The 9293-nt window shown below is 36.0% G+C and carries 8 protein-coding genes; 7 read left to right on the plus strand and 1 reads right to left on the minus strand.

Features of this window, described 5'->3' with window-relative positions:
- Positions 1-197: 197 nt before the first annotated feature.
- Positions 198-818, minus strand: coding sequence for a heme ABC exporter ATP-binding protein CcmA (gene ccmA / locus Megvenef_RS05335; RefSeq protein ID WP_322776944.1), 621 nt, complete (start codon positions 816-818; stop codon positions 198-200).
- A gap of 290 nt (positions 819-1108) precedes the next feature.
- On the opposite strand from ccmA, the gene acnA reads away from it, so the two are divergent.
- From acnA to Megvenef_RS05370, 7 genes are all read left to right on the plus strand, one after another.
- On the plus strand, positions 1109-3760 hold the full coding sequence (acnA, locus tag Megvenef_RS05340) for an aconitate hydratase AcnA (protein ID WP_322776945.1): 2652 nt from the start codon (positions 1109-1111) through the stop codon (positions 3758-3760).
- Between the two features lie 11 nt (positions 3761-3771).
- Positions 3772-4128 (plus strand): DUF4870 family protein, encoded by a 357-nt coding sequence (locus Megvenef_RS05345; RefSeq protein WP_322776946.1) that lies wholly within the window; start codon positions 3772-3774, stop codon positions 4126-4128.
- A 63-nt stretch (positions 4129-4191) separates the two neighbouring features.
- On the plus strand, positions 4192-5826 hold the full coding sequence (gene fliF, locus Megvenef_RS05350; protein WP_322776947.1) for a flagellar basal-body MS-ring/collar protein FliF: 1635 nt from the start codon (positions 4192-4194) through the stop codon (positions 5824-5826).
- Positions 5826-6845: a flagellar motor switch protein FliG gene (gene fliG, locus Megvenef_RS05355; protein WP_322776948.1), complete on the plus strand. Its 1020-nt coding sequence runs from the start codon at positions 5826-5828 to the stop codon at positions 6843-6845. Before fliF ends, fliG begins: the two co-directional genes overlap by 1 nt.
- A 244-nt stretch (positions 6846-7089) precedes the next feature.
- Positions 7090-7848 (plus strand): FliH/SctL family protein, encoded by a 759-nt coding sequence (locus Megvenef_RS05360; protein WP_322776949.1) that lies wholly within the window; start codon positions 7090-7092, stop codon positions 7846-7848.
- A 3-nt stretch (positions 7849-7851) separates the two neighbouring features.
- A complete protein-coding gene (gene fliN / locus Megvenef_RS05365) occupies positions 7852-8136 on the plus strand; it encodes a flagellar motor switch protein FliN (protein ID WP_322776950.1) in 285 nt (94 codons plus the stop codon).
- Positions 8137-8219: 83 nt separating this feature from the next.
- Positions 8220-8525: a hypothetical protein gene (locus tag Megvenef_RS05370; RefSeq protein ID WP_322776951.1), complete on the plus strand. Its 306-nt coding sequence runs from the start codon at positions 8220-8222 to the stop codon at positions 8523-8525.
- Positions 8526-9293 lie beyond the last annotated feature (768 nt).

Raw genomic sequence — 9293 nt, forward strand, 5'->3', positions numbered from 1 at the left:
AAAAAATGAATGTGCGGTGATTTATTTTTGAAATTCTTGAAATTATATCAAAAATTTAGAGTTTTGACGGAGAGACTAATTACCTTCTTACCGTTTGAACAACTTCTTATTTTGTGGCTAATGTTTAGAAAAGGACCCCCCGGGTCTAACAAATATGGCGAGCCTCCTGTTGATTAAAAGGGAGTAGAAAATTTTTGTTATTCAATATTGGTATTATAATAATCGTTTAAATCAATAATTTGTGCAGTTTTTATTTCTGGTTCGTCATGGCTGGCGAGGAAGGCTATTCCTCCATTATCTGCGTGTGAAATAATAAGATGCATAAGTTTCTTTTTGGCTTCATCATCTAAATTAGAGTCAACCTCATCAAGAAGCCATAACTTGGACTGGCAGGCAATTAATCTAGCAAGAGCTACTTTTTTTTGGTTTCCTGCTGAAAGCTCTAGGCACAGCGTGCTTAAAATATTTTGTAAACCAAAATACATTATTGCTGCATCAATTAGAATTTCTGAATTATACAGTTTTGACCAAAAGTTTATATTTTCAAATACGGTTAATTCAGGTTTTATTGCATAGCGGTGTCCAATGTAAGTACAATAAGGTTTTTTTAGCATTGCAAGTGGTAATGAATCTTTGCTAAAAGTTATTTTGCCTGAACTAGGTTGTTGAATGTCAGCAAGCATCCTTAATAGAGATGATTTTCCTGCTCCGTTTCTTCCTTTTAAGTAAACAATAGAGGAAGGAAGAAAACTCATTGAAACGCCTCTAAAGAGTTCATTTTCGTTGATAGAAAATCCTAGAGAGTGTAGTGATAGCATAAAATTCAAGTGTTTATAAAACTATTAGTAACAAATTTATAGACAAAAACAACGAATCTTCTTGTTGTTGTGTTTCAGTTTAATTAACATCATTGATGTACATAGTCAAAGAAATACGGACTATTAATACCTAAGTCCCATTTTTAAATGACACAACGAATTTTGCGGATCTCCCTTGTACTCACCTATAAATATAGGTTGAACTAAGGTCATCCTGAAATTCATTTGTCTCATTTAGCCTGGTATTTGGTATAAGTCGTGTGTAAATTTTATTTAGAGGGGTTTTTATTATGGCTATAGATTTTAATTCAAAATATGCTAAGCGAATTAAATTAGATAACGTCGAATATAACATGTTCGATGTAAAGAAAGCGGCCTCAGATAGTGGTTTTGCACTAGAAAAATTACCTTATTGTCTTAGAGTGCTGGCAGAAAATGTTCTAAGGCACGGCTATGGTGACTCTATAAAATCATTTAAAGCATGGCTTCAAAATAAAACTTCGGAAGATGAAATAAATTATCTGCCAGCTAGAGTCTTAATGCAAGATTTTACAGGAGTTCCGGCAATAGTTGATCTTGCTTCAATGCGTGATGCTATGCAGGTGCTAGGTGGAAATCCGTTAAAAATAAACCCACTAATTCCAGTAGATTTGGTAATTGATCATTCTGTTCAAGTTGATTCTTACGGTAAGAATGACTCTTTTGCTCAGAACGTTCAAAAAGAGTTCGAGCGCAATAATGAGCGTTATGAATTTCTAAAATGGGGGCAAAAGAGCTTTAAAAACTTTAGAGTGGTTCCGCCTGGAACTGGTATTTGCCATCAAGTAAATCTAGAATGTTTGGCGCAAGTGGTTCATGTAGAAGAAACCGAAAAGGGAAATTTTGCTTATCCAGATACCCTAGTTGGGACAGATAGCCATACAACAATGGTTAATGCTCTTTCAGTTCTGGGGTGGGGAGTTGGTGGAATTGAAGCAGAAGCGGCAATGCTTGGTCAGCCATTACCTATGATTCTTCCGGAGGTTATCGGATTCAAGCTAACTGGCAAAGTTGCTAAGAACATAACAGCAACTGATTTAGTTCTCACGGTAACTGAAATATTACGTAAAAAGGGAGTAGTGGGTAAATTTGTTGAGTTTTTTGGCCCAGGCCTTGACTCCTTATCCTTAGCGGATAGAGCGACAGTGTCAAACATGGCTCCTGAATATGGCGCTACATGCGGATTTTTTCCTGTAGATGATGAAACTTTAAAGTATTTAACGCTTACAGGGCGTGATAAACATAAAGTTAAACTAGTAGAAGAGTATGCAAAGCTTCAGGGGATGTGGAGAGAAGATCACCAAGCGGTGTATACTGATGTTATTGAGTTAAATATGGATAATTTGGAACCTTCACTTGCTGGGCCAAGGCGCCCTCAAGATCGAGTTAAGCTTTCAGATATGAAAAACAACTTTATTGAAGCATTGCCAACTTTTGTAGCGAATGCAGATATAAATCAAAAACATAAAGTAGGTAATGGAGATTACTCTATTGGTCATGGTGATGTTGTGATAGCAGCGATTACAAGTTGTACCAATACATCTAACCCATCTGTGATGATAGCGGCGGGCATTGTTGCTGAAAAAGCTAGCAAACTTGGTATAAAATCAAAACCATGGGTAAAAACTTCTCTAGCTCCTGGTTCACAAGTAGTTACAGAATATTTGAGCAAAAGCGGATTAGATAGATATCTAGATAATTTAGGGTTTAACCTAGTTGGCTATGGTTGCACAACATGTATTGGTAATTCTGGACCATTGGAGTCAGAAATTGAGAAAGTAATTAAAGATAGTGAGTTAGCAGTAGCTTCGGTACTTTCTGGAAATAGGAATTTTGAAGGTAGAATTCATCCTTTTGTCAGAGCTAATTATCTTGCTTCTCCTCCTCTAGTTGTTGCCTATGCAATAGCTGGTAGTGTTTATATAGATTTGGATAAGGATCCGATTGCTACTACGGCTACTGGACAAAAAGTTTTCCTAAAAGATATTTGGCCTACTCAAGAAGAAATAAAGGCGTATATGAGTTCTTGTGTTACTCCTTCTATGTTTTCTTCAAAATATAAAGACGTATTTCGTGGGGATAAAAACTGGCAAAATATTCAGGCTATTGAAAGCCAAACGTATGATTGGAAGCCATCTACCTATATAAACAACCCTCCGTATTTTGTCGATATAGCTAAGCCAAAAGTAGCGCTTAATGACATTAATAATGCTAGAGTCCTTGCATTATTTGGCGATTCAATAACAACAGATCATATATCACCGGCGGGCTCGATAAGCAAAACAAGTCCAGCTGCACAGTTCTTAATGAGTCATGGAGTTTCACCAGCTGGGTTTAATTCTTACGGTTCAAGGCGGGGAAATCATGAAGTTATGATGCGTGGTACCTTTGCCAATGTAAGAATTAAAAACTTATTATGTGCTGGGGTTGAAGGAGGAGTGACTATTAATCACCTTACCGGTCAACAGATGAGTATTTATGATGCGGCTATGGAATATAAAAAGAAATCAGTTCCACTTGTGATTTTTGCCGGTAAAGAATATGGTACAGGATCTTCTCGTGATTGGGCTGCAAAAGGAACTAGTTTATTAGGTGTAAAAGCCGTAGTAGCGGAAACTTTTGAACGTATTCATCGTTCAAATTTAGTTGGAATGGGTGTGTTACCTATTTCTTTTAACTCAGGAGTAACGTGGAAAAGTTTAGGCTTGAAAGGTAATGAAGAAATTAGTATTTTGGGTATTACAGACGATATTAAGCCGTATCATCCACTTAAGTGTTTGATAAAAAAAGCCGGTGGCAATAATGAAACTGTAGACGCAACATTACAGGTGTATACTGATAACGAAGTAGAATATATAAAGCATGGCAGTATACTTGGTGCGGTAATAAAGAGTTTAAAATAGTAGATTGATTTATGAATGATGAGATTAAACGATACCTTGAACCAGGAAAAAAGAACCTGATTCTTGTGTATATATTATATTTAGGGGGGATAATTATTCCTATTTTACCCGTAATAGGTGTAGTTTTTGCTTTTGCAAACATGAATCATGATGATAATAGGTGGCGTAGCCACTATATTTTCGCGTTTAGAACTTTTGGCTTTGGTTTACTTGGAATTTTTGTTGCAATGATTACAACTTTAATTTTTATTGGGCCTATTTTATACATGGTTGTATTCGTGTGGTTTGTGGTTAGGAGTATTGTTGCTTTACAATTTTTGTTGGAAGGTTCTTCTCATCCTAATCCGTTGACTTTTTGGATAAAGTGAGTATTAATAGTGCTTTGAGTATTAATAGTGCTTAATATTTTGTAACTTAAACTATTTAGTTAGATGCAGGTCATAATTCAGTTTTTTAAGGAGATGAGCCCAATAAGGCTTGCCGCCACCGCTATAACAATACTTACGTTCTTAATTTTATTTATCATTTTCGTCTCTAGAATTGGTGACAATGAAATGTCTGTGCTGTATTCTGATCTCGATCTCCAGGATAGTGGTAAAATAGTTCAGGAACTCGAAAATCGTAAGATACACTATGTTGCCGCGGGTGATGGTAGTATAATAAGAGTACATAAATCTCAAGTGGTTAACGCTAGGATTGCTTTGGCTCAGCAAGGATTACCTTCGAGTGGTTCAGTCGTTGGCTATGAGATTTTTGACAAAGAAGACAGCATTGGAGCAACTAATTTTTCACAAAATGTTAAACTGATTCGAGCCCTAGAGGGAGAATTAAGCAGAACTATTTCTGCATTTGAACAGGTTGAAAGGGCGAGAGTTCATCTTGTAATGCCGCAGCGCGAAATTTTTTCTAAGGAAAGGATGGAGCCGCGCGCCTCTGTAGTACTAAAGTTTCGTGGTAGCAAAAGACTTGGTAAATCCGAAATCGATGCGATTAGTCACCTAGTTGTGACTTCCGTTCCTGGTTTAGAAATGAAGAGCGTTACAATTGTTGATACGAAAGGAGTTGCTTTAAAGATTGGTTCGTCAGAAGAGTCAGCGGATTTTGCTGGTGGGAAAAATGATGAAATCAGGATAACAAGTGAAAATAGGTTGCGTAGTGTTATAGAAGAGTTACTTACAAGGAGTCTTGGCCCTGGTAAAGTAAAAGCTCAAGTTGCTTTAGAGATGAACTTTGATCGTACGGTCATTAATTCTGAAGTATACGATCCAGATGGTTCTGTAGTTAGGTCAGTTCAGTCAATTGATGAAAAAGAGCAAACACCAGTTGCCAATGGGGCCGGTCAAGATGCTTCAGTTGCCAATAATATACCTGGTGGAGGTAGCGGTGATTCGGCAGCTAATAAGTTTGCCATTATTGAAAAAAGTGATCAAACAACTAACTACGAAATTTCAAAAACGGTTAAGAATCACATTTCAGAATCCGGTCTTATTACAAAAATGTCTATAGGTATTCTTGTAGATGGAGTATATACCACTAATGCAGAAACTGGCGAGCAAATTTATGCTCCTCGGTCGCAAGAGGATTTAGATAAAATTGCTAATTTAATTAAAGTTGCAGTTGGATTTAATGAGGATCGTAGTGATAAAATTGAAGTCGTAAATATGAAGTTTGCAGCCGAATTTGGTCAATTAGATGAAGAGACTGATTGGATTAAGGAAGAATTACCAAACTTATTTCAAACTTTGATTTTTGCTATAGTTGTATTATTAATATTAATTACGGTTATAAGGCCTATTGCTTTAAAGGCTTTTGAAGTTAGAAAGATAGGGAGTGGTGCTGGCGATGATGGTGAGTTTGCACTAGATGGTTTTGGATCTGGTGAAGCTGGTCTTGGGTCAGTAGGGCCTGACGGTATTCGTAGTGCCATCATTTCTGGGCCGGCTGAGGGGGAGGCTCCGGCAGCATCTAATGGTTCTAGCCCAATTAAGAAAGTTAATGATATTGCAGAGGCTAGCCCTCAAGACTTAGTAAATGTTTTAAGAAAATGGCTTAATGAGGAAAATTAATGGGAGTTACAGCTAAAGATATTGAAAAATTAACGGGATCGCAAAAAGTAGCGATAGTATTATTATCATTGTCTGACGAAAACGCTACTAGAATTTTTTCCTTAATGTCAGAAGATGAGATTACTGATATATCTCATGCTATGTCTCACCTGGGAGCGGTTAGTCCTGAGGTAATAGATTCAGTTATGGATCAGTTAGCTGGTGGCTTGACTGGTGACTCGATGTTTCTTGGGAATCTTCACAGCACAGAGCGTTTATTAGAGAAAATACTAGATAAAGATCGTGTTAGTGCACTTATGGATGAAATTCGAGGTCCACAGGGGAGAAATACTTGGGAAAAACTAGCTAACGTTAATGAAGAGTTGTTGGCTCTGTATTTTAGAAATGAGCATCCGCAAACAGCCGCTCTGGTTCTTTCGAAAATTTCTCCTGATCATGCAGCTAAGGTTTTGAGCAATTTGCCAGATGGTTTTGCGTTTGAGATCATTTCAAGAATTTTAAGTATAGGTAGTGTCAAAAAAGAAGTACTTGAAAGAGTGGAAAGAATTTTACGAGCAGAATTTATTAGTAGTGTAGGCAAAACTCAGAAATATGATAGCTTTGAGATGCTTGCTGAAATATTTAACAATTTGGATCGAAATAGTGAAAGTAAGTTTATGACTATGCTTGAAGCAAATCTCCCAGATGCTGCTGCAAAAATAAAAGATATGATGTTTACTTTCGATGACCTTATTAAAATTGATTCTAAAGGTATACAACGATTACTTCGTGATGTTGAAAAATCTAGACTTACTTTGGCGCTTAAAGGGGCTCCTGATGAGGTTAAAAATGTACTTTTCTCTAGCATGTCTCAAAGAGCAGCTAAGATCATAGAAGAAGATTTAATGGCGCTAGGATCGGTTAGAGTAAAAGATGTGGACGCTGCAAGAGGAGATGTTGTTGCCGTCGCTAAGAAGCTTATAGAAGCTGGTGAGATTGATGTAGCATTGAATAGCAACGATGATGAGTTTGTGACGTGAGGTTATAGTTATTTTGCTAGAATTCACTTGTCTTTAAAAGCTTTGTTTTTAATATGGCCAAGTAAATTCAGTAGCTTATGTGCTGCGCGTAGTCAAGGAAACATTTGGATAGAAACTGTTTGAAATACTGCAAATTTTATTATATTTCGTGCTTACAATACCAATCTGGATTATGAGCAATGGTTGTTAAAAGAAAAAATAAAGAGTATGCTAACTAAACTCAAACGATTATGTAGGTTTTTTTATGTCAAAGCATGAAAAATTTGAATTGGAAGATTTGCCAAAATCGGCAGTAGTAAATTCTACTTTTTATAATGAAGAATCGGAAGTTGATAAACTTATTAATGAGGTAGTTACTGAACATCTTATTAAAATAGTTGAAGATAATTCAACTAATAATGATCTAGAAAGTAAGAAAAGCATTGACGAATCTTCAGAAAGTATTAACATGCGTCCTGAGATTGAGAAAGAGTCCATTGACATAGACTTTGTTAAGCAAGAAGCTTTTGCAAAAGGTTATGATGAGGCGAAGCTTAATTATGAAAAGCAACTAGAAGAGCTTACTTCAGAAAATAAGTTTGCTGATTTATTTAAAGAAAAATTGCAGAGTATTGTTCCTGCAGTAGAAATTGACTCGCAAATTGCTAAAGTATCAGCAGAAGCTATTGCAGGCATTGCAAAGAAACTACATCTAATATTACCTGCTGATTTTCAGGAAATTATTAGACATGGTTTGTTTGAGAAGCTAAAAAATTTCTATAAGGAAGGTTTAATTACTTTGACTATTCACCCAGATCGCTATGCTTTCTGCACAGAAGTTTTGCAATCGGATGAAATTCCTAGTAGATTTAAAGATAATTTTCAAATCATTCAGGACGATAAGCTGAATAAAGATGATTGTAGTTTGGAATGGCTAGATACAAGGCTTGAATACAATCAAGAACAGCTTTCAGCTGAAATAGATAAGATAATAGAGCAACTAAAAAGTACGACAAATAGGTAAAATATGGCTGACAAGAAAGCTAGTGATGATAATATAGAATTAACGTTGGAAGCTCTTTATGATGTTCCAGTTCAAGTTTCGGTTGTGCTCGGAGTTGCCACAATGTCTCTTAGTAACATACTAAAACTCGGGAAAGGAGCCGTTATTGAGCTTGAACGTACAGTTGGAGAACCAATAGATGTTTACGTGAACAATAAAAAGGTTGCCAAGGGTGAGATAGTCATTGTGGATGAAAAAATTGGCGTTACTTTGACTGAAGTTGTGATAAGTGATAAAGATTTTAAATAAAATTAAGTCTGTTTTCTGTTTTTTCTAGGTATTTAATGAAAACGATGAAGTCTTTTTACTAAGTTTTAAAATTGGGGAAAGGGATGTCTAAAAAAAGAAATAAAAATGAAAAAAAACAACAGGGAGCGCAACAAAAAAGTAATGGCATTTCAGAAGAGGCTCTAGACTTACTAGTACGGGCTATGTTGACTCCTAAGACAATTGGCCTTTTGTTGCAAGATAAAGCCTTTGTAAAAGAAGCTTTGAATGAAACAAGAAAAGCTAAGACAGATAACGAAGATATACAAAATTTGGGTGAAAAATACGGGGTAAGTTCAGAAAGCGTTGAGCAGAGTCTTGGAGACGTTGAAGAGATGTTTATCAAGATCCTTGGAGATCATCACAACTGATTTATTATATTATAATTTATCCGTAAGGGTTTAATCGCTTATTCTCCTGGTAAGAAGAAATTATGCCATGGCAAGTCATCTAAAACTTGGCTGGCCTTTACATGCCTTTGGCCAAGGATCTTCTTCTACCTCATAAGACGCTAGGCCAAGAAACAGACGCAAGCTTCAATCAAATTCAGCAAGATTACTACTTAGGTTCCCGTGCTTGATCCTGGATCTTCTTCTATCTCATTAGACCATGTGGGCCGAATGCATGCAGTCCAATAAATTCAGGATGACTTGCAAGCCTGGGATAACTGGTGTTTGCTCTTGATGAATTTACAGTATGACAACTATGTTGACTAATAAACCCACTGATCTCTTATCCAGGTTTCTTAGGTTAATTATCTAATTCAATACGTTTTACTGTAAATTCAACCTCTTTTACTATAGGGTTGTTATGAGATTTTTTGAGCCTTTAAGCTCAAAGCTAATTTTTACCAAAAATATTTGCTCCTCATATCAAACTGGCGTTACAAATACAAAGCAAAACTGGCGTTATTGGAGCAAGATGGTGCTTCATTACCCCCTTCTTAAGAAATTATTTCGTTCTTTAATATTATAGGTTTGATTTGCCTAGTCTAATTCAATTAGACTAGGCAGGTATGCATTATATTAAGTATCAAATTAAACTTAAATTGTGATACTATTTAGTCTCTCCGTCAAAACTCTAAATTTTTGATATAATTTCAAGAATTTCAAAAATAAATCACCGCACATTCATTTTTT

The sequence above is a fragment of the Candidatus Megaera venefica genome (assembly GCF_034554655.1).
In the GTDB taxonomy this organism is placed as follows: domain Bacteria; phylum Pseudomonadota; class Alphaproteobacteria; order Rickettsiales; family Rickettsiaceae; genus Megaera_A; species Megaera_A venefica.